Source organism: Streptomyces sp. NPDC047043 (assembly GCF_040644055.1).
In the GTDB taxonomy this organism is placed as follows: domain Bacteria; phylum Actinomycetota; class Actinomycetes; order Streptomycetales; family Streptomycetaceae; genus Streptomyces.
Genome location: NZ_JBEYVO010000006.1, coordinates 234,686 through 254,095, shown reverse-complemented (window position 1 = coordinate 254,095; position 19,410 = coordinate 234,686). Strand labels below are relative to the sequence as shown.

General features: G+C 70.5%; 14 protein-coding genes, 1 pseudogene and 1 riboswitch. Of the genes and pseudogenes, 2 read left to right on the top strand and 13 right to left on the bottom strand.

Annotation, left to right across the window (positions count from 1 at the left end; genetic code table 11):
* Positions 1-3 precede the first annotated feature (3 nt).
* Positions 4-186 (top strand): hypothetical protein, encoded by a 183-nt coding sequence (locus ABZ880_RS11930; RefSeq protein WP_361260377.1) that lies wholly within the window; start codon positions 4-6, stop codon positions 184-186.
* Positions 187-193: 7 nt separating this feature from the next.
* Complete coding sequence (locus tag ABZ880_RS11925) at positions 194-2,008, top strand: HEXXH motif domain-containing protein (RefSeq protein ID WP_361260375.1); 1,815 nt, start codon at positions 194-196, stop codon at positions 2,006-2,008.
* Positions 2,009-2,020: 12 nt separating this feature from the next.
* Here the strand turns inward: ABZ880_RS11925 and fxsT are convergent, their stop codons facing one another.
* The 13 genes and pseudogenes from fxsT to ABZ880_RS11860 form a co-directional block, all read right to left on the bottom strand.
* Positions 2,021-5,821, bottom strand: coding sequence for an FxSxx-COOH system tetratricopeptide repeat protein (gene fxsT / locus ABZ880_RS11920; RefSeq protein ID WP_361260374.1), 3,801 nt, complete (start codon positions 5,819-5,821; stop codon positions 2,021-2,023).
* The gene (locus ABZ880_RS11915) at positions 5,818-6,825 is read right to left on the bottom strand and encodes a MoxR family ATPase (protein ID WP_361260372.1); all 1,008 of its coding nucleotides are present in this window, start codon (positions 6,823-6,825) and stop codon (positions 5,818-5,820) included. The genes fxsT and ABZ880_RS11915 overlap by 4 nt, the downstream gene beginning before the upstream one ends.
* A 13-nt stretch (positions 6,826-6,838) precedes the next feature.
* On the bottom strand, positions 6,839-8,338 hold the full coding sequence (locus tag ABZ880_RS11910) for a hypothetical protein (protein WP_361260370.1): 1,500 nt from the start codon (positions 8,336-8,338) through the stop codon (positions 6,839-6,841).
* Between the two features lie 189 nt (positions 8,339-8,527).
* On the bottom strand, positions 8,528-9,916 hold the full coding sequence (locus ABZ880_RS11905; protein WP_361260368.1) for an NAD(P)/FAD-dependent oxidoreductase: 1,389 nt from the start codon (positions 9,914-9,916) through the stop codon (positions 8,528-8,530).
* A 479-nt stretch (positions 9,917-10,395) separates the two neighbouring features.
* On the bottom strand, positions 10,396-11,352 hold the full coding sequence (locus tag ABZ880_RS11900) for a Ppx/GppA phosphatase family protein (protein WP_361260545.1): 957 nt from the start codon (positions 11,350-11,352) through the stop codon (positions 10,396-10,398).
* Positions 11,353-11,508: 156 nt separating this feature from the next.
* Positions 11,509-11,958, bottom strand: a pseudogene (locus ABZ880_RS11895) (DUF501 domain-containing protein); the annotation flags it as partial.
* A gap of 23 nt (positions 11,959-11,981) precedes the next feature.
* Positions 11,982-12,458: a septum formation initiator family protein gene (locus tag ABZ880_RS11890; protein WP_361260366.1), complete on the bottom strand. Its 477-nt coding sequence runs from the start codon at positions 12,456-12,458 to the stop codon at positions 11,982-11,984.
* Positions 12,459-12,605: 147 nt separating this feature from the next.
* Positions 12,606-13,892 (bottom strand): phosphopyruvate hydratase, encoded by a 1,287-nt coding sequence (gene eno, locus ABZ880_RS11885; protein WP_361260543.1) that lies wholly within the window; start codon positions 13,890-13,892, stop codon positions 12,606-12,608.
* A gap of 288 nt (positions 13,893-14,180) precedes the next feature.
* Complete coding sequence (locus ABZ880_RS11880) at positions 14,181-14,867, bottom strand: transglycosylase family protein (RefSeq protein ID WP_361260364.1); 687 nt, start codon at positions 14,865-14,867, stop codon at positions 14,181-14,183.
* A gap of 4 nt (positions 14,868-14,871) precedes the next feature.
* Positions 14,872-15,058, bottom strand: a riboswitch (cyclic di-AMP (ydaO/yuaA leader).
* 194 nt (positions 15,059-15,252) lie between these two features.
* Entirely contained in the window at positions 15,253-16,209 is a 957-nt protein-coding gene (locus ABZ880_RS11875) for a transglycosylase family protein (RefSeq protein ID WP_361260362.1), read from the bottom strand.
* A gap of 143 nt (positions 16,210-16,352) precedes the next feature.
* Positions 16,353-17,648, bottom strand: coding sequence for a cytochrome P450 (locus ABZ880_RS11870; RefSeq protein WP_361260360.1), 1,296 nt, complete (start codon positions 17,646-17,648; stop codon positions 16,353-16,355).
* A 22-nt stretch (positions 17,649-17,670) separates the two neighbouring features.
* A complete protein-coding gene (locus tag ABZ880_RS11865; protein ID WP_361260359.1) occupies positions 17,671-18,639 on the bottom strand; it encodes a nucleoside triphosphate pyrophosphohydrolase in 969 nt (322 codons plus the stop codon).
* Positions 18,640-18,725: 86 nt separating this feature from the next.
* Positions 18,726-19,367: a SurA N-terminal domain-containing protein gene (locus ABZ880_RS11860; protein ID WP_361260357.1), complete on the bottom strand. Its 642-nt coding sequence runs from the start codon at positions 19,365-19,367 to the stop codon at positions 18,726-18,728.
* Between the last annotated feature and the right edge of the window lie 43 nt (positions 19,368-19,410).

Genomic DNA, 19,410 nt, shown 5'->3' with positions numbered 1-19,410 from the left:
CCCATGACGAGACAGCACGTGGCGGCAGCGGCGTCGATCACTGACCCGATTTTGCCTGACTTTTCGGATATGCCCCTCGATCAGCTTCCGCCTCTGGACGACCCGTCCGTCGCGCCGGCCGTCACGGCTGTGCTGCACGACGTCGCACGTCCCCTCAGTACCGTGGCAGGCAGCCAGGGAAGCTGAACCCGACGTGACAAGGCAACACCGGCTGTCCGCAACGACTTTGGAGGCGTTGGGTTCGGCCGGAGACAGTGCGCCGACGGTGGGGGAACTGCTGTCGGCCGAGTACAGCCGCCGTCTCCTGCTGCTGAGGATCCTGCTGGAGCGGGGCGCCGCCGCGGCCGACTCCGCGGGGCGGCTGCCGATCGGCAAGGAGGCCTGGGATCTGCTGGCCCGGGCCCAGCGACAGGCCCCTGAGCGCTTCCGGCAGGTGCTGCTCGACCCGCAGACCGGCGCCTGGGCCGCCCGCGCACTGCGCTCGATGGCACAGGGCGAGGAAGCGGAGACGGCCGGCGCCGTACCGTTCTGGGTCGAGTTCGGCGGTCTGCACAGGCTCGCCGTCTCGGCCGCTGCACTGGCCGGCCTCGAGTTCAGCCTCGATGTGCCCGTCGTGTCCGGCCACGTGCTGCTGCCGCACCTCGGCCGGGTCGAACTGACGTCCACGGAGGCACACTCGACGGCCGCGGTGCGGGGCGGACCGGACGGCCTGGACGTGGGCGGCGTACGCGTCCCCGCGGACCCCGAGGCTCCCGCTCCCGGGTGGTCGGGGCTCCGGCGGCTGCGGGCCGAGTGCGACGGTCAGGTGCTGGACGTCGCCCTGGACGATCTGGGGTGGCCGCCCACCGGCGGCACCGGCACTCCCGAGCGGCTCTCCGACGAGGAGTACGCGGACTGGGGGCTGCGCCTCGAGCAAGCCTGGAAGACCCTGGTGCGCGATCATCCCGACAGTGCCGCCGCCCTGTCGACGGGGCTGCTGTCATTGGCGCCGCTGCCGCACGGGGAGCGGTTGCGACCGCACAGCGCCACGTCGTCCGATGCGTTCGGCTGCGTCGTACTGTCCGCCCCGCATCCGGACGACGAGGCAGCCGCCGCAGCGGAACTGGCAGTCACCCTCATCCACGAGTTCCGGCACTCCGTACTGAACGGACTCATGCGGCTGGCCCCGCTGCACGACGGCACGGACGGCGACCTCTATCACGCACCGTGGCGGGACGATCCGCGCCCACTGGTCGGGCTTTTGCATGGGGCATATGCCTTCGCCGGCGTGACCGCGTTCTGGCGCACCCGGCGGCAGCTCGACGAGGGGCCGGCCGGGCAGCTCGCCCACTTCGAGTTCTCGCTGTGGCGGCGCCAGACCCGAGCCGTCCTGGACACGCTCAGGGCACGACCCGGGCTGACGGCGGCAGGGCGCCGGCTGGTCGACGGTCTCACCCGGGAGCTCGACCCATGGCTGGCGGAGTCAGTGCCGGAACCTGCCGCCACACTCGCCGATCTGGCCGCGGCGCACCATCGCGCCTCCTGGCGGGCGCATCACGTACGGCCCACCCGGTCCGCCGTCGAAGAGGCGGCAGCGGCCGTCACCTCCGGAGCCGTGCCGGGGAACGTGGGCCGAAGCGGCCCCACGGTGAGCACCGACCCCGACGGGTGCCGGCTGGACGTCCTCGCCCTGTTGGCCCGCCTCCGGCTCACCGACCCGGCGGCCTTCGGCCGGCTCCGGGACGGCGCCGAGCACCTGCCCGGGTCGTCGCCCGCCGACCTCGCCCTGGTCACCGGCGATCTGGCGCGCGCGGAGACGTTGTACGCCGCCGAGCTCGACGGTCCCGGCCGACCGGCCCGGCCCAGCGCCTGGGCGGGGCTCGGGCTGACCCTGCGGGCACAGGGGGCACCGGCGCCCCGACTGCTGCTCGACCAGCCCGAGTTGATGCGTGCCGTCGCCGCCGAGCTGGGCGACCGTGTCACCTCCCGGGAGCTCGTGTCACTGACCGCCGGGCCGGCGCGGGGCTGACCGGCCGCCGGGTCACAGCGGCATCGGATCGATGTCGCAGTTGGCCCGGCGGTCCCAGTCCAGGGCCTGGAGGACGGCGGGGTGTTCGGAGCCCAGCGTGGTGCCGAGCCGGTCGGCGGTCTCGGCATGCAGCGTCTGGGCCTGCTGCACCGCTCCGGTCGCCCTCAGGTCGAGCGCCAGGTTCGCGGCACACGCCAGCGCAGAGGGATGGTTCTCGTCGAACACCTCCACCGTGCAGGCGAGGGTCTCGGTGTCCAGGTCACGGGCCCCTTCGGCATCCCCCAGCGCGAAGCGGTCGCTCGCCAGGTTCGTGGCGCATACGAGGGTCAACGGGTGCCTGCTGCCGAGCAGTTCACGCAGCAGCTGCAGGGACTCCTCGTCGATCTCGCGTGCCTTCTCCGGGTCCCCTGCCAGCCGTAGGGTCACCGCCAGGTTCACCCAGGAGGCGACGGTGTGCGGGTGCGTCGCGCCGAACGTGGTCGCGTACTGATCGTGGATACGGGTCCCCAGTTCGTAGGCCGCGTCGAGTTCGCCGGAGTGCCGCATGTTCACCGTCACCTCCAGGTTCGCCGCGAGCGACTCCGGGTCGTGCTCGCCGTAACGCGAGAGCAGCCGGCGCAGGGCGCCGTCCGCCGCCTGCCGGGCCTCGTCGTGACGGCCGGCCTTGCGGCGGGCGACGGCCAGGTGGCGCAAGCAGGACATGGTGAGCGGGTTCTCGCTCCCGAGGGCGCGACGGCACTGGGAGGTGATGTCCTCCTGGAAGGTGAGCGACTGGTGGTAGTCGCCGAGTTCGCGGATGTCCACGATCAGCCCCAGCCGGGTGACCAGGCTCACCGCGTGGTCCTGCCCGAACATCTGCACCTTGCGGGACCAGGTGTCCTCGTCCAGCCGCCGAGCACGATCGAAAAGTCCGGCCAGCCGCAGGCTAACGCCCACGTTGTGGGCCGCCCGCAAAGTGTCCGGGTCCTCGTCGCCGTTGAGCCGCACCAGGCGCTCGTGCACGGACTCGGAGAGTTCGAGAGCCTCGCCGAACTTCCCCTGCACCCGCCGGTCGATGGCCACGTTGCCCAGGGCGTCCACGGTCTCGGGGTGGTCCTCGCCGAGCCGGCGCCGGTAGGCCTCCAGCGCTTCGGCGTTGAGCCGTGCGGCGTCCTCGTAGCGGCCGCGGCTGAAGTTCAGCACGCCCAGCCACTTCGCCACCAGGAGCGTCTGCTCCTCGTCGGGGCCGAACCTGTCCTTCCAGATCTGGTGCGCCTCGGTGGCCAGTTCGCTGCCGGTGTCGTAATCCCCCCACCGGCACAGGTACTTGATCTCGTTGATGATCAGTTCCCGCACCCACTGGTCGTCGGAGTGCACCGCGCCGGAGGCCATGACGTGCGGGGTCAGCTCGGCGTAGCGGTCCCAGTGGCCGGCGTGCTCCGGGTTGGAGGGGTCGTAGGCGACGAGGAGCTGGTGGGCACCGCGGCGCATCCGGTCCTGCTCCTCGTCGGTCATCCTGGCCTGGAGCGCCATCTGGACCAGTCGGTGCATCTGGATCGCGTTCGCGCGGTGGTCCATGCGTGCCAGCGAGAAGCGGCCGATCTCCCGGATGACCTGTGCCTGCCGGATCGGATCGCGCAGTGCCTGGTCCAGCTCGGGCGCGATGGAGCGTTCCCGGAGCATGTTGAAGAGGTTCCGTGGAATCGGCTCGGGGGCGCAGAACGAACACACCTGGAGCAGCTGGAGGGCGGCCGGGTTCTTGGCCTCCAGCTGGTCCAGCGAGACGTTCCAGGCGGCGATCACGGGCGCCTTGTAGTCCGGGGACTCGGTCTCGTCCAGCAGCTCCAGCCGCTTCTCCTCGAACAGCCGTAAGTACTCGTCCGCCGACATACCGGTCTCGGCCAGCCAGGCGGCCGCCTGCTCGACCGCCAGCGGAAGGTCACCGAGGGCGCCCGCCAGCCGGCCGGCCTCGTCGTCGGTGAGCTCGGGGGTGCGGCGGCGCAGCAGCTGCATGCTCTCCGCGCGGGCGAACACGTCAACCTCCAACGGCCGCGCGATGCTGGACCACTGGGGGTTGCGGGAGGTGACGAGGATGTTGCCGGTGCCACCGGCCGGGAAATAGGCCCGTACGGTCTCGGGGCTCTCGGCATTGTCGAAGACGAGCAGCCAGTCCTCGTACGGGTCCCCGCGGCGCAGCGCCTCCAGCACGGCCGGCACGGCGGTGCCCGCCTCGCCGCTGGTCTTCAGGCCCAGGCGCAGGGCGAGTTCGGCCAGAGAGCGCACGATCTGGCTGGTGCGTTCGGCGGGGATCCACCACACCACGTCGTAGTCGCTGAGCTGCCGGTAGAGATATTCGACGACCAGGGCGGACTTCCCGACGCCCCCCATGCCGTGCAGGGCGTTCGGCAGGACAGCCGTGGCGCGTTCGCGCTGGAGGCGACGGTGCAGGCTGTCCAGCAGGTCCTCACGGCCGATGAAGTTGGCGTTCTGTGGAGGCACATTGCCCCACACCGCGGGGGTGTTCCCGGACCGCGTACCGCTCTGCGGGCGGCTGGCCTCGACCATCTCCGGGCCCCTTTCCTCGGTGACCGCGTGCGTCGATGACAGTGGTTGCGTGCGTTCGGGCAGCCGGACGTGCGCGCGGCGCAGCCGGCGGGCGACCATGTGTTCGGCCAGAGCCTGGCCCATCCGGGCCGCGGGCTCCAGCCCCGGGCCGGAAAGGGCGCCGAGAACGGCCTTCTGGGCGGTGAGCCAGGGGAAGGTCTCCTCGTCGACCCGAACGCTCGGGGACATGTGCGGTTCGGCCATCAGGCGTGGCAGCTCCCACAACCGCCGGGAGACCGGGCCCAGGCCGTCGGTGACCGTCGCCACCAGCCGGCGCAGCTCGTCCTTGCGCAGATACGCCAACAGCTCCTCGCGCACGCCCGTGACGAAGTCCCAGCGCACCCGCTGCGCGTCGGTGCGGACTCGGTCCACCGGTCGCACCAGGCCGTACGCGAACAGCTGGGCAAGGCTGTCAGGCCCCGCCTTGGGCAGGCACAGCCGTCGCACCCGGTCGATCAGCGGCCAGGTCAGCGGGATCGCGGCGAGCAGCACCCCCAGTTGGAAGACCTCGGGCGGCGCCCAGCGCCGGAAGCCCTCGGCGAGTTCGTACGGCCGCACGGGCACGGGTGGGGCCGGGGACGCGAAAGCAGCCGCCATGCCGCTCGCGGCGCGGCCGGCGAAGGTGACCGGGAAGGGGGCGGGGCCGGTCTCCTCGGCGCTCAACAGCCGAGCCCAGCACGTGAGTTCCCCGGCATCGAGCACCAGCACGGGTACGGGGATCAGGGCACCGACGCCGGGCGGTCCGGCCACGTCGGGGGCGATGCCGCGCACCCGGCAACGCAGCCGGTGTGCCGGGACGCCACGTCCGGCGGGCCGCAGAAACGCCGGCCAGGTGGTGAGCGCACCCCGGTCCCACAGGCTCCGGGGCAGCAGATGGACGACGGCCACCGGGCCGTGCGCCGCCCAGCGGGCCAGTGCGGTCTGGGTACGCCCGGACGCCCATCCCTCCCCCCAGCCGTCGGTCAGCAGCAGGAGCACCCGTCCCGGCCCGCCCGGCAGCGCCCGCCTGTCGTCTCTCTCGCGCAGCGCGACCCGGTCGAACGCCCCGCAGCGGCGCACGAGTTCGGTGAGCTCCCGGGCGGTCTGCCGCCATACATCGGCAGCGGGCCCGGCGTCCAGCACGACCACGGCATCGGGGCGGCCCGGCAGGGCGGCGAACCGACGCAGCGCGAGCAGCACGGCACGCCGGTCGGACAGCCCACCCGCAGGATGACCCCGACAGGCGCTCATTCGTCCCTCCCCCCGCCCCGCCGCCACAGCGCGTCAAGGGCCGCCTGCCCCGGATATTCCCCCTCCGAGTTCCAGCCACCCTCTTGGGCCCGGACCACTCCCAGCCACATCGCGTCCTGCAGCGCCCCGGCCGACGGCACCCGGCCGGGTTCCATCCCCTCGACCACCCGAAGCGCCATCCGCCATGCCGGCTCGACCGTCTCGGGCGGCAGCCAGGACGCGGCCAGCCGCTCGGGTTCGGGCGGGCCGGGTAATCGCAGCGGCATGCAGTGGTCCACGAAGGCGGGCGACAGGCTCTCCTCGTCCTCGGCGGTGATCACCACGACAGGGAACTGCAGGCATTGCACGCGGCCTTCTGTCACCTCCGCACCGGGCCCGTCGTCGGCGGCAACCCGGGCCGACGGGGTCGAGCGCAGCTCGGGGACGGAGAAGCCGCCCTCCTCGAAGATGCCCTGCAGTTCGTCGGCGAGAGCCACATCGCTGCGATCCAGCCCCTCGATCAGCAGCATCCGGGGCCGTTCGTACGGCAGCAGGGCGGTGCCGAGCGGGCCCAGCCGGACGAACCTCCCGGCGTCGGCGTACGCCTGCCCGGCCGCACCGGCCGAGATCCTGGCGACCGCGTCGTAGGAGAACAGGCCCTCGCGCAGCGTCGTACGGCTGCTGATCCACCAGCGCAGCACCCGGCCGAGGCCCAGTTCGCGGCCGATGCGGTGGGCGAGGCTGGTCTTGCCCGCCCCGTGCGGACCGGTCACCAGCAGCGGGCGGCGCAGCATGACGGCGGCGTTCACCACGGCGAGCCCGTCCGCGTCGAGGTCCGGGCCGGCCGGGGCGGCTTCACCGGCGCCCAGATAGCGGGCGGCCCCGGGATCCTCGTCCGGAGGCGCGGGTCGTACGGGTCCGCCGCCGAAGCGGCGCCACGGCGGGGGTGACGGCCAGGGCGCACGTTTCTCGGGGGCCGACGGCTGCGCTTCCCCCCGGTACATCCACCAGGACTCGGCTTCCAACGCGGGCTCCCTTCTACAGGGCCCCCGAGCCCAGCGGGTCGTCGGGGGCGAACGGTGTGCGCGGGGGTGCGTAGGGGTTGCGGTCGGGGTCGTCCCAGAGGACGGAGAGATGTCGGCTCGGCGAGTCCAGAGCCTCGGCCAGATCGTCGCGGCGGGCGGCGGTGACCTTGGTGGGCAGCTCGACCAGCCGGGGTCGGATCAGGCTGCCGACGTACTTCCTGAGCTCCTCGTTCGTCTCCTCGGTGCGATGCCACACCAGGACGGGCGTCCCGGTCAGCAGGGCGGCCGCGGCCTCGCGCCACCCCCGCGACCGCTCGGGTTCGGGCGGTCCGCTCAGCACCACGGCGACGTACTGCTCCTTGTTGAGCTGTGCCACCAGCCGGGTCAGATCCGCCGCCTCCGGCGAAAGGTCCACCGGATCCATGAACTTATGCTTGAAGTCCTCATGTTCGAGCTGCTCCCAGCGCTGTCGCCAGACCCGGTGCCAGCTGTGGTTGCGCAGTCGGTCCAGGCTCCGCACGACGACCTGATAGCGGGCGGCGAGTTCGGCCTGCGGGCCCGGCCGGCCGACGGACCATCCGTGCACGTCGAGGTTGAGCAGCTCCAGCGGGAGGACGATCTCGAGCTGCAGCTCCCCCTTGCGTTGCCGGATGCCCTCGTCCTGCTCTGCCAGCGAGACCACCTGGTCGACCGCGACCTCCAGACCCTTGCGGTCGGCGGTGCGATCTCCGGTCCCGGGGACCAGCTCCGGGTGGCCCGGCAACTGCAGCCAGTAGGAGACCCGGTACAACTTGCGAGACCGGCCTTCCTGGGTGATGGCGATGATCAGGTAGTCGCTGGCTTGTTGTGGACCGGGCACCGCCTTGAGCACGTGGGGGGCCAGACCGTCCAGCCGGGCGGCCAGCTCCCGGCTCTGTTCCACCTCCAGGGCGGTCTTGCGGGTCAGGGCGAACAGTTCACGCCCTTCCCCGCCGCCGAGCTCCTTGGCAAGCCGGACCATCAGCCGCATCCAGGGCGGCACTCCTCCCGGAGGGGCGGTGTGCCCGACGAGATGGAGCAACGCGTCCCACGCCGTGCCGCAGTGGGACGGTGCCCCGGTGACCCGGCCCTCGGTGGCAAACCGGACGGCCTCCGTCCCAGTGCCGCTCAACTTCTCCTGCAGCCATGCCCACTTGTGTGCGAACAGGGTCAGGGCGAGGGTCGCGTTCCACTCGTCGGCCAGTCTGTGGACGCGCAGGGTCTGATGATTGCCCGGGGCCATCAGGTCGAGGACGTTGACGAGCTCCGGAAGCAGACACGCCTCGCCGTCCTGGGTACAGGACCGGACCAACCGCATGATCCACATGCGCGGCACCAGGGTGTCGTCCGACTGCAGCTCGCGTCCGACCTTGTCCTGCAGCTCTTCGAGCAGCAGAGTCCTGGCGGATTGGGTCGTCAACACCCCGCTCTTCACCAGGGCTTCGACGACTTCTCCCCGGATTCTGTTGCGGATCCCCGCCGGTTCCTCGGGCACGCGCCGCCCCCTCCCCCGACCCCCCGTTGGGCCGCACCGAGCGCAACGACGAGTATCCGCTCCATCACCCACGGGCGTAAGGGTTGTGACGACCGGTCAGGAAGCCCCATACACCCCCCGGACACGCCGAAGGGGCCGCCCGCACCACGGATGGCGGGCGGCCCCTTCGGGCTGTCGGACGGCCTGAGGTCAGGAGGCCTTGGCCTTCTGCTCGGTCTTCTCCTTCGGGGCGGAGGCGACCGGGGCCGGCTTCGCGGCCTCGTAGAACTCCTCGCGCGGGTGCTCCATCGCACCGAGGGAGACGACCTCGCGCTTGAGGAACATGCCGAGGGTCCAGTCGGCGAAGACGCGGACCTTGCGGTTCCAGGTCGGCATGGCCAGACCGTGGTAGCCGCGGTGCATGTACCAGGCGAGACGGCCCTTGAGCTTGATCTTCATCTTGCCCATGACGATCATCGCGACGCCCTTGTGCAGGCCGAGACCCGCGACGGCGCCCTTGTTGCCGTGGCTGTAGTCCTTCTGCGGGAAGCCCCGCACACCGGAGATCACGTTGTCGCCGAGGACCTTGGCCTGGCGCAGGGCGTGCTGGGCGTTCGGCGGGCACCAGGCGTTCTCGTTGCCCGCCTTGCGGCCGACGAGGTCCGGGACCTGGGCGTTGTCGCCGGCGGCCCAGATGTAGTCGGTGCCCTGGACCTGGAGGGTCGGCGCGCAGTCGACGTGACCGCGGGGGCCGAGCGGCAGGCCGTAACGGGACAGGACCGGGTTCGGCTTGACGCCGGCGGTCCAGACGATGGTGTTGGAGTCGACCTCGAGGCCGTTCTTCAGCACGACGTGGCCGTCCACGCAGGAGTCCATCGAGGTGGAGAGGTAGATCTCCACGCCGCGGCTCTCCAGGTGCTCCTTGCCGTAGGCGCCCAGCTTGGGGCCGACCTCGGGAAGGATCTTGTCGGCGGCGTCGACGAGGATGAACCGCATGTCCTCGCGGGACACGTTGTTGTAGTACTTGGCCGCGTCGCGGGCCAGGTCCTCGACCTCACCGATGGTCTCCGCACCGGCGAAGCCGCCGCCGACGAAGACGAAGGTGAGCGCCTTGCGGCGGATCTCCTCGTCGGTGGTGGAGTCGGCCTTGTCGAGCTGCTCGAGAACGTGGTTGCGCAGGCCGATGGCCTCCTCGATGCCCTTCATACCGATGCCCTGCTCGGCGAGGCCGGGGATCGGGAAGGTGCGGGAGACCGCGCCGAGCGCGATCACCAGGTAGTCGAAGGGCAGCTCGTACGCCTCGCCGACCAGCGGGGCGATCGTGGCGACCTTGCGGTCCTGGTCGATGGTGGTGACCCGGCCGGTGAGAACCTCCGCCTTCGGCAGCACGCGTCGCAGCGGGACGACGACGTGGCGCGGGGAGATGTTGCCGGCGGCGGTTTCGGGAAGGAAGGGCTGGTAGGTCATGTACGACCGGGGGTCGACGACCGTGACGGTCGCCTCGCCGTAGCGCATCTTCTTGAGGATGCGCCGAGCTGCGTACAGGCCTACGTACCCACCGCCTACTACGAGGATCCTGGGACGCTCCGTGGTGCTCATGCCATCGAGTATCCACCCGGCCCAGGGGGGTCGCTCGTGCGCCCCTTCACAAGCTCTTGCAGGGGGTGTGCTATCCTCCGCGACCCGCGTGACGCAGGTCATGATCCGGCGAGGAACTCCGGGTCCGGTACGACCCGTTGTCAATGCCGCGTGAGCTGCCTCTCTTGGTCGCCGGGCCACCCGTGAGCCGCCCGAAACAACCCCCCGCGACACCCTCCCGAACAGCCCTCGACCCGCCGGTTTGAACATGTTCACCGACCGCTGGAACCCCCGGAAGGGCCAACCGGGCCACTTTCGTCCTCCGACAGGGCCGAATTCCTTGTGAAGAACTTCACGAAGTTTCTCGGCGGGGCGCCCGAGAGGGCTCCCCGAGGGGCCTTCGGGGGGCGTTTCCACGACCCCCAGCACGACGCCCCGGACGCGCTCATACGTTATCCGACCTGCTCAGCAGAGGGCTACTGGTCGGTAGCAAAGGAGACCTACGCCACCGACCACGCGATGCCGTCGAGGATGTCGTGCTCGCTCACGACGACCTCCTCCGCGTCGATCCTGTCCATGATCGACAGCAGTACGAGAGCCCCCGCCGCGATGACGTCGACGCGCCCCGGGTGCATGGAGGCGACGGCCGCGCGCTCGGCGTGGGTGGAGTGCAGCAGCCACTCGGTGATCTCGCGGACCTTGGCACGGGAGATACGGGAGTGGTGGATGCGCTCCGAGTCGTACTCGGGCAGGTCCTGGGCGATCGCCGACACGGTCGTGACCGACCCCGCGAGCCCGACGAGCGTGCGGGCCTCGCGCAGCGGGACCGTCTCCTCGGCGAGGTCGAGGGCGCGCTCGATGTCGGCGCGCATGGCCGCGATCTGCTCCTCGGTGGGCGGATCGGTGACCGCGCCGTCCTGCACGAGGTGCCGCTCGGTCATCCGAACACAGCCGACGTCGACCGAGCGCGCGGCGCGGACGTGCTCCTCGCCCACGACGAACTCGGTGGAGCCGCCGCCGATGTCCACGACCAGGTAGGGCCGGGCGAGGTCGTCGCGGCCCGTGAGCTCCTTGGTCGCGCCGGTGAAGGAGAACTCCGCCTCCTGCTCGCCGGAGATGACCTCGGGTTCGACGCCGAGGATGTCCACGACGCCCCGTACGAACTCGTCCCGGTTCGAGGCGTCCCGGGAGGCCGACGTGGCCACGAACCGCACCTTCCCGGGACCCAGTTCGCGGATCACCTCCGCGTACTCCCGGCAGGCCGCGAACGTCCGCTCCAGCGCCTCGGGCGCCAGCCGGCCGGTGCGGTCCACGTCCTGGCCGAGCCGCACGATGGTCATGCGCCGGTCGAGCTCCAGCAGTTCGCCCGTCGCCGGGTTGACGTCCGCGACGAGGAGACGGATGGAGTTAGTACCGCAGTCGACGGCGGCGACCCGGCTGAAGCCCTCGGGAACCAGCGGCCGGTCCGCGAAGAACCCGCTGCGGACCTCGGCGGGGTCGGAGACGACGCCCTCCTCGCCGGGGAGCTCGTCCGCCGGGTCGGGGGCCTCCAGCGGCTGCACGCAGGGGCCCTTGCGCCACCACTCCGGCAGCATCGCGATCGCCTCGTCGCCGAGCGGGTTGACGCCCGGGCCGGCGGCCAGGGAGTGCCCCACCAGGACGTGCAGGCACTTCACCCGGTCCGGCATGCCGCCCGCGCTGGGGAAGCCCTCCAGGACCTCGATGGCGTCACGGCGCGCGATGTAGTCCTCGTGCGCGGCCCGGTAGGCGGCGGCCAGCTCCGGGTCGGTCTGCAGCCGCTCGGTCATCTCCTTCATGACGCCGTTGGCCTCCAGCGTGCCGATCGCCGAGGCGGCACGGGGGCACGTCAGGTAGTACGTCGTCGGGAAGGGCGTGCCGTCGGGCAGCCGCGGCGCGGTCTCCACGACGTCCGGCCGGCCGCACGGGCAGCGGTGCGCGATGGCGCGCAGCCCGCGTGGGGGCCGCCCGAGCTGCTGCTTGAAGGCCTCGACGTCGGCGTCGGTGGGCTCGGTGCGCGGGGTGGGCGGCGGGGGCGTTTCCATGCCTGTCTTTCTCGTTGGTCAGTTCACTGGTCGGAGGCGTCGGACTTGTCGACCCCGTCCCAGACGTTCGCGTACCAGGGGCGGTCGGCCGCCGTGTGGTCGAGGCGTGCCTTCCTGGCCGCGTCCGGGTCGATGACGACGTAGCCCGTCTCCCCCGGCATCACATAATGCAGCCGCAGCCGGATCTGCTGCTCGGCGTACGAGTCGTCCTGCCAGCGCGCCTTGAGGTCGCGCAGCTGCTCGACCCGCTGCCTGGCCTGTTCCTTCTGCCGCTGGAGATCCGCGATGTCGGCGCGCTGGGAGACGTACTGCCTTATCGGGTAGGCGAGCGCCACCACCAGCGAGCACAGGACCAGCACGAGCAGCGCGGCCCGGCCGGTCAGCCGGGAGCGGCGGGCCTGCCGCTTGGTCTGGGAGCGGTAGACGCGGGCCGCGGTCTGCTCGCCGAGCAGCCTGATCCTGGTCGCTGTGGAGAAACGGTCCCGGTCCTTCACGGCCATCTCCGCTTCCCCTTTCACACGCGCGTACGTCCCCGCACACGGTACGGGACCGAGTACGGGGACGTACGTACGACTGGCTAAGGCTTAGACCTGGTTGGGTCAGCCCTTACTGTGCCCGTGGTCCGCAGAGCGGACGTTCGGGAAGGCTCAGCCCTTGAAGCGCGGGAAGGCCGAACGACCCGCGTACACCGCGGCGTCGTCGAGGATCTCCTCGATGCGCAGCAGCTGGTTGTACTTGGCGACGCGCTCGGAGCGGGCCGGGGCGCCGGTCTTGATCTGGCCGCAGTTGGTGGCGACGGCGAGGTCGGCGATGGTGACGTCCTCGGTCTCGCCGGAGCGGTGGGACATCATGCACTTGAAGCCGCTGCGCTGGGCGAGCTCGACGGCGTCCAGGGTCTCGGTGAGCGAACCGATCTGGTTCACCTTCACGAGCAGCGCGTTGGCGGCGCCGTCCTCGATACCGCGGGCCAGGCGCTCCGGGTTGGTGACGAACAGGTCGTCGCCGACGAGCTGGACCTTGTCGCCGAGCTTGTCGGTGATGACCTTCCAGCCGGCCCAGTCGTCCTCGAACAGCGGGTCCTCGATGGAGACGAGCGGGTAGGCCGCGACGAGCTCCTCGTAGTACTCCGTCATCTCGGCGGCGGAGCGCTCCTTGCCCTCGAAGAGGTACTTGCCGTCCTTGTAGAACTCGGAGGCGGCGACGTCGAGCGCGAGGGCGATCTGCTCGCCCGGGGCGTAGCCGGCTTCCTTGATGGCCTCGAGGATGAGGTCGAGGGCGGCACGGTTGGAGTCCAGGTTCGGGGCGAAGCCGCCCTCGTCGCCGAGGCCGGTGGACAGGCCCTTGGTCTTCAGCACCTTCTTGAGGGTGTGGTAGACCTCGGTGCCCCAGCGCAGCGCCTCGGAGAAGGACTCCGCGCCGATCGGGGCGATCATGAACTCCTGGATGTCCACGTTGGAGTCGGCGTGCGAGCCGCCGTTCAGGATGTTCATCATCGGCACCGGCAGCAGGTGCGCGTTCGGGCCGCCCAGGTAGCGGAAGAGCGGGAGGTCGCTGGCCTCGGAGGCGGCGTGGGCGACGGCGAGGGAGACGCCGAGGATGGCGTTGGCGCCGAGGGAGCCCTTGTTGTCGGTGGCGTCCAGGTCGAACATCGCCTGGTCGATCAGACGCTGCTCGGTGGCGTCGTAGCCGACCAGCTCCGGGCCGATCTGCTCGATGACGGCGAGGACGGCCTTCTCGACACCCTTGCCCTGGTAGCGGTTGGGGTCACCGTCGCGGAGCTCGATGGCTTCGAAGGCACCCGTCGAGGCGCCGGACGGGACGGCGGCACGACCCGTGCTGCCGTCGTCGAGGCCGACCTCGACCTCGACCGTGGGGTTGCCTCGGGAGTCCAGGATTTCCCGGGCTACGACGACGTCGATGGACGGCACGAGCATCTCCTTCATGGATGTGACGCGGCTACGGCAGTAGCGCAGTGGCTCTGCGAGACGAGCCTAACCGTCTCCGGCCGATCGGCCACGCTGCCGACCACCCCTTGAGCGGAACCGAGAGTAAATTGTTTCCGAACGGAACAAAGCGTGGGCGCAAAAAGAGCCCCGCCCCGGTGCGTACGGGGGAACACGCACCGGAGCGGGGAGCCCGTGGGGACGGGGGAGGCCCTCACGTGTCCTCCATAGTGAAGGACACGGCTGTCAGGGCGCTGTGGTTCAGCTACCGGCCCGCTGTCACTTGAGGTGCAGCTGCTGGCCCGGGTAGATGAGGTTGGCGTCCTCGACGATGTCCTTGTTCAGCTTGAACAGCTTCTGCCAGCCGCCCTTGACGCCGTGCTTCTCGGCGATGGAGCTGAGGGTGTCACCCTTGACGACCTTGTACTCGCCGTCGCCCTTCTTGACCTTCTTGCCGGTCGGGGTGGTGACGGTCTTCGTCGACTTCTTGACAGTCGGACGCTCGGAGGAGCGGGAGGCGCTCTGCTCGGAGGAGCGGGTGCTGGTGCTGCCCGAGTTCGAGGAGCTGGAGGAGCTGCTGGAACCGCTGTACGTGGCGCCGGACAGACCCTTGCCGCAGACCGGCCAGGCACCCTTGCCCTGGGAGGCGAGGACCTTCTCGGCTATCTCGATCTGCTGCGCCTTGCTGGCCTGGTTGGCGGTGGAGGCGTACTTCGTGCCGCCGTACGCGGCCCACGTCGAGGCGGAGAACTGCAGGCCGCCGTAGTAGCCGTTGCCGGTGTTGATGGACCAGTTGCCGCCCGACTCGCACTGGGCGACGGCGTCCCACTCGGAGGCGGTGGCGGCGGAGGCGTTGCCGGCCGCCATCAGCGGGGCGGCGATGGCGACACCGGTGACGCCGGCGAGCGCGGCGACGCGGGTGGCCTTGGACGGACGACGGTGCTTGCCCTTGCCGGAAAACAGCATGGAAGGATCCCCTCACCGACGCCTGCGAGGTGAGCTGTCGGGTTAGGGCCGGTTGAGTTGCCCTGCCGCGCACCTCCCGGTGCACGACTTCACCCCAAGCCGGTTCCGGCTGCCTTCGGCCATACGGCCTCAACTGCCGGACCCGGCACTTACCTTGGGTCCCCCGCTCCTGCCTACGGCGCTTTACGCGACGACTGTTCCCGTACGGCCGCTGGCAGGATTCGGCGTTGCGGCAGCCGGGGCTCGTGGTGACGAGCGGTGACGACCGTAGACAGGGAATCCGGGGAATTTCAAAGACGATCAGGGCTTCTGAGACTCATCCCACACTTTCGCCAAAGCGGACATTCGGCGCGAAGTGTGACGCGAACTCCCTCTGCTTTTCGCCCTATTCGGCAGGGAGTTGCAGGGTCTGACCGGCGAAGATGTGGTTCGGGTCGGTACCGATGGCCTTCTTGTTCTCGGCGTAGAGCGCGCGCCATCCGCCGTCCAGGTCAAGGGAGTCGGCGATGGAGGCGAGAGTGTCGCCGGCATGGACGGTGTACGTGTCGTCCGTACGACTGTCGGCGGCGGACTCGTCGGCGCTGGCGCCACGATGGCGGCCGGTGCCGGTCGCGCCGGTGTCGACGAGGGCCCAAGAGCCCGCAGCCTGCTCGGCTTTGTCCGAGTCGTCACTGTTCGTCCGGCCTGTGGATGAGCTGTCGGCCGACTGCGCATCGGACGGAGAGACGGAAGGCGAGGCCGACTTGTCCGATTTGCTGGAGTTGCCCTTGGAGTCCGCGGAGGAGTCGGGAGAGGTGGAGGGCGAGGCCGACTTGTCCGCCGAGGACGTGCCGTCGGACGAGTTGCTCGACGACTCGCCCGAAGAGTTGGACAGACCGGTCGAGCCCGAACCGTCCAAAGAATCAGACGAACTGGACGAATCGGAGCTGTCGCCCAGAATGCCCGTGTCGACGTCGGCCGAGCCCGAGCTCTTGCTCAGCCCGGAGGTCAGACCGCAGGTGTGGAACGCGCCGACGCCCTGGTCGTCGAGGAGCTTCTCGGCGACGGCTATCTGCTGGTTGCGGCTGGCGAGGTCGGCGCTCGGGGCGTAGTCGAGGCCGCCGTACTTCTCCCAGTTCTTCTGGGAGAGCTGGAGCCCGCCGTAGAAGCCGTTGCCGCTGTTCTCGCTCCAGGAGCCGCCGGTCTCGCAGTTCGCCACCTTGTCCCAGGTGGTGCCGTCGGCGGCGTTCGCGCTCGCTGCCCCGAGGAGCGGGATGGCGATGGCGGAGCCGGTCACTCCGGCCGCGACGAGAAGTGCCGGAGCCTGGCGGGGGCGACGGTGACGACCGTTCCCGGAGAGCATGCGGAGGCCTTTCGCGAGACAGCAATGACCGCGGCGCATGGAACTCGGGCGCCGTCGTTGATCCGTGAACGTATCGGCACTCGATCACTTGTCACAAGTTAATGCCGCGTAGATCACGTGAAGATCACAGAGTAGAGGGCGTTTCACCTTTGACCGGGGGGATGCAGTGGCTCAATCGGGGTGAACTCGACCGGAAGCGTACGCAGTCCGCGCATGATGAGCCCGCCCCGCCACCTCAACTCGGCGGGGTCCTGGGCAAGTTGGAGGTTTGGGAGCCGGGTGAGGAGTGTGGCGAGCGCGGTCTGGCCTTCGAGCCGGGCGAGCGGTGCGCCGAGGCAGTAGTGGATCCCGTGGCCGTACCCGAGGTGCTGGTTGTCACGGCGGGCCAGGTCGAGGGTGTCCGGATCGGCGAACCGCTCCGGGTCCCGGTCGGCGGCGGCGAGTACGACGAGGACGGGGTCGCCGGGTGCGATGTGCTGTCCGCCGATGGTGAGCGGCTCGGTGGCGAAGCGCCAGGTGGCGAGTTCCACGGGGCCGTCGTAGCGGAGGAGTTCCTCGACGCCGGTTTCGAGGAGGCCGCTTTCGCCGGCGACGAGGGAGTCCTGGAGGCGGTGGCGCTGCTCGGGGTGGGTGAGAAGGGCGTACGTCCCGTTTCCGATGAGATTGACAGTGGTCTCGAAGCCGGCGAACAGCAGGATGAAAGCCATCGCCGCGGCCTCGTTCTCGGTGAGGTGCTCGCCGTGGTCGGAGGCGCGGATGAGGCCGGAGATGAGGTCCTCGCCGGGGGTGGGGGCTTCGGGGAGGGCCTGGCGCTTGCGGTGGATCAGCTCGGCGAGATAGCCGCGCATCTTCTTCACGGACCGCGCGACACCGCCCCGCGGCCCGCCGCCGTGCCGGATCATCATCCCCGCCCAGTCCCGGAAGTCGTCCTGGTCCTCGCGTGGGACGCCGAGCAGGTCGCAGATCGCGTAGATGGGCAGCGGGAAGGCGAACTCGTGAATGAGATCGGCTTCCCCCTTGGCCGCGAACTGGTCGATGAGGTGGTCGGTGAGCTCCTGGACCCGGGGGGCGAACTCGGCGACGCGGCGGGGCGTGAACGCCTTGCTCACCAGTCGACGGAGGCGGGTGTGGTCCGGCGGGTCGATGTTGAGCAGATGCGTCATCAACTCGGCCTTGCGCTCCCCCGGGATGCCGGTCTTGCCCTTGGCGTGGGCGGGTTCGTCGTGGTGCGCGGGATTCTTGGAGAGGCGGGGGTCGGCGAGGGTCTGTTTGGCGTCCTGGTAGCGGGTGACCAGCCAGGCTTCGACGCCGCTGGGGAGTCGGGTGCGGTGGACGGGGGCGTGGTCGCGGAGCCAGGCGTAGGCCGGGTAGGGGTTTGTGGCGAACTCCCAGGTGAAGAGTTCGGGGGCATGAGGGTCGGGGGCGGGCTGGTTGGTCACACCTCGACGTTAGCTGGCGATCTCAGCCCTCCGTCTCCCTGATCGCATCCCGGTAGGCCCGCCCGGCCGCCCGCAGTGCCGCTTCCGGGTCCACGCCCTCCGCCTCGGCGCGCACCGCCAGAGCCAGGAGTTCGTAGCCGATGCCCTCGCCCTTCGGCAGCGGCACCTCCAGCCCCGCCGTCCGTACCCGCGACGCCAGCTTCGATGCCAGTGCCAGGCCCGGCTGGCCCAGGGGGATGCCGTCCGTCAGCGACTTTCTCTGCTTCTCTATCGCCTTCGTTCGGAGCCAGTGCTCCTTGACCTCTTCCGGCGTCGACGCCGTCTCGTCGCCGAAGACGTGCGGGTGGCGGTGGATGAGCTTTGTGACGATGCCGGCCGCCACGTCGTCGATGGAGAAGGGCGTGTCCGGGTCCTCCTCCGCGATGCGGGCGTGGAAGACGACCTGGAGCAGGACGTCGCCCAGTTCCTCGCGCAGTTCGTCGCGGTCGCCTTCCTCGATCGCCTCGACGAGTTCGTACGCCTCCTCGATGCCGTACTTCGCCAGTCCCTTGTGGGTCTGCTGGGAGGACCAGGGGCACTCGGCGCGGATGCGGTCCATGACCTGGACCAGGTCGAGGAGACGGGCGCCGGGCAGGTCGTAGGAGGCGGGGAGGAGTTCCAGCTCGGGCATCTGCACGCGGCCGGAGCCGGCCAGGCGGGCCAGGCCGTCGGTCAGGGTCGGTTCGCCCTCGCCCGTCGCGACCACGACCATCGTGCGGCCGCCCGCGCAGGCAGCCACGAGTTCCTCCGCTGTCGGGCTCGCCTCGTCCACCCGTATGCCCGCTTCCCGCAGATACGGCAGCTGCGGGTGCGCACCGTCCGCGCACAGCACGCGGTCGGCGGCGTGCAGCGCCTGCCAGGCGGGCCAGGACAGCAGGCCGGGCGCGACGCGGTGGCTGGTGGTGAGCAGGACGATGCGGCCGGGGGCGGCTTCGGGGCTGGTTGCGTTCACGGTTCGAAGCTAACGCACGTCACCGACAGCCCCACGAGTTATCCACAGGCCGGGCGGACGACCCGGTTTCAGGAACCGCCGTGCCGTTACGCCTTCTGCTGCGTGGCAGTGACCTCGCGTACCCACGGCGTCTTCGCGTCGACCCGGCTGCTGTTCTGGACGTCCCAGGTGCCGTAGCGCGGGTTGAGGTCGACGTTCAGTTCCTTGGAGGCCTTGGAGAGGGCGTTCCAGAAGGCGGGCTTGCTGGTGTCGGTGCCGAGGCTCTGGGCGAGTTTCTGGGCCTCGAGCTGAAGGCGGAGGTTGTCGTCGAGGCGCTGCGGGGCGACGCCGTACTGCTGCAGCCAGGCCGTCTCGAGGGCCTTGGAGCCGCCGACCTGCTGCTCCAGGCCGGTGCGCATCTGCTGGATCTCCTTGGGGGAGACGGTCACGCTCGCGTCCTGGGCGGCGCGGTGCAGCACCCGGTCCAGGACCATGCCGTGCAGAGTGTCGCGGGTGAGGCTGCCGGTCTGGGCGACGGCCTGCTTGTACTGCGCGTCGTCCGACACGGCCGCGCGCTGTGCCGTGCGCACCTCGTTCACCCGGGTCTCCAGCTGCGCCACGGTGATCCGCTGGCCGCCGACGACGGCTGCCGCGCCGGGATGCGCGTCGCTTCCGCAGGCGGTGAGGAGGGGGGCCGCAGCGACGATCGCGGCGGTGAGCAGGAGCGCGGTGCGACGGCGGCGGTGCAAGGAAGCCTCCCGAGGAGATTGTGCGACGGTGCACAAAGTCTTG

What these genes read in the sequence shown, in the direction of transcription:
- ABZ880_RS11930 (WP_361260377.1), top strand. Translation starts at nt 4, where the DNA reads ATGACGAGACAGCACGTGGCGGCAGCGGCGTCGATCACTGACCCGATT.
- fxsT (WP_361260374.1), bottom strand. Translation starts at nt 5,821, where the DNA reads ATGAGCGCCTGTCGGGGTCATCCTGCGGGTGGGCTGTCCGACCGGCGT.
- ABZ880_RS11905 (WP_361260368.1), bottom strand. Translation starts at nt 9,916, where the DNA reads ATGAGCACCACGGAGCGTCCCAGGATCCTCGTAGTAGGCGGTGGGTAC.
- ABZ880_RS11890 (WP_361260366.1), bottom strand. Translation starts at nt 12,458, where the DNA reads ATGGCCGTGAAGGACCGGGACCGTTTCTCCACAGCGACCAGGATCAGG.
- eno (WP_361260543.1), bottom strand. Translation starts at nt 13,892, where the DNA reads ATGCTCGTGCCGTCCATCGACGTCGTCGTAGCCCGGGAAATCCTGGAC.
- ABZ880_RS11880 (WP_361260364.1), bottom strand. Translation starts at nt 14,867, where the DNA reads ATGCTGTTTTCCGGCAAGGGCAAGCACCGTCGTCCGTCCAAGGCCACC.
- ABZ880_RS11875 (WP_361260362.1), bottom strand. Translation starts at nt 16,209, where the DNA reads ATGCTCTCCGGGAACGGTCGTCACCGTCGCCCCCGCCAGGCTCCGGCA.